The organism is Komagataeibacter kakiaceti JCM 25156 (assembly GCF_000613305.1).
On sequence record NZ_BAIO01000654.1, the window covers coordinates 1 to 1118 of the forward strand.

1 protein-coding gene and 1 pseudogene are annotated in these 1118 nt (G+C 69.9%); both read left to right on the forward strand.

Features of this window, described 5'->3' with window-relative positions; all coding sequences use genetic code 11:
• The coding region (locus JCM25156_RS25880) for a PD-(D/E)XK nuclease family protein (protein WP_034960792.1) at positions 1-493 on the forward strand (493 nt) is incomplete at its 5' end.
• Positions 490-1118, forward strand: a pseudogene (locus tag JCM25156_RS17610) (UvrD-helicase domain-containing protein); the annotation flags it as partial. The gene JCM25156_RS25880 and the pseudogene JCM25156_RS17610, both read left to right, overlap by 4 nt.

A 1118-nucleotide genomic window follows, 5' to 3' on the forward strand; every position in this document is an offset into this window, starting at 1 on the left:
GCTGACGGAACAGAGCGGCCACATACGGCTGGAGGATGTGCCTGGCGGCCCGTTCACGCTGCGCGGGCGCGCGGACCGGATCGACTTGCATGGTGATGGGGAGCTGAGCCTGTTCGATTACAAGACCGGCACCCTGCCCGCGCGGCGCAGCGTGGTGGAAGGCTGGCAGTCGCAGCTTGTGCTGGAGGCCGCGATGATCGAAAGCGGGGGCTTTCCGCCCCCCGTCGCGGGCACGGTGGCGGAACTGGTGTACTGGCGGCTGACCGGTGGCCACGTTCCGGCGCAGGTGCTGGAAGTGGCGCGGGGCGAGGAACTGGCGGAACTCATCGCCGGGTGCCGGGCGGGGCTGCGCGCGCTGGTCACGGCGTATGACAGCCCGGACCAGCCCTATCTGTCCCATCCCTTTCCCGGGGAGGAGCCGCGTTTCGCTGATTACGCGCATCTGGCGCGGGTGGCGGAATGGAGTGCGGCGCGTGAGGAGACAGGCGGATGAACGACGCCGTAATGCCCGGCGGCGGCGCGGACGCCATCGGCCTTGCGAACCGCAGCCAGATGCAGGCTTCGGACCCGCGGGCCTCGGTGTTCGTGTCGGCCTCGGCGGGGAGTGGCAAGACCAAGCTGCTGATCGACCGGCTCCTGCGCCTCATGCTCCCGCGTGAGATCCCTGACCGTGAGGGCACGCCGACACGCGTGCCCGGCAGCGACCCCGCCCGTATCCTGTGCCTGACCTTCACCAAGGCGGCGGCGGCGGAAATGTCCATCCGCCTGCAGAACCGCCTGGGCCAGTGGGTCATGCTGCCCGATGCGGAACTGGACGGGGAACTGGCCCGCCTGTCCGTCCCCGTGGATGAGCACACGCGCCGTGTCGCGCGTGAACTGTTCGCCCGTGTGCTGGACCTGCCCGGCGGCATGCGCATCGGCACCATCCATGCGTTCTGCCAGTCATTGCTGCGGCGGTTCCCGGTCGAGGCGGCGATCAGCCGCATTTCACCCTGATCGAGGAAACCGATGCCCGTCTGGCCCAGCGCGCGGCGGTGGAAGACGTGGTGCAGCGTGGCGGCCCGGCGGTGGCCATGCTGGCGGGGCAGGTGGGCATGGGCGAGTTCACGGCGCTGATC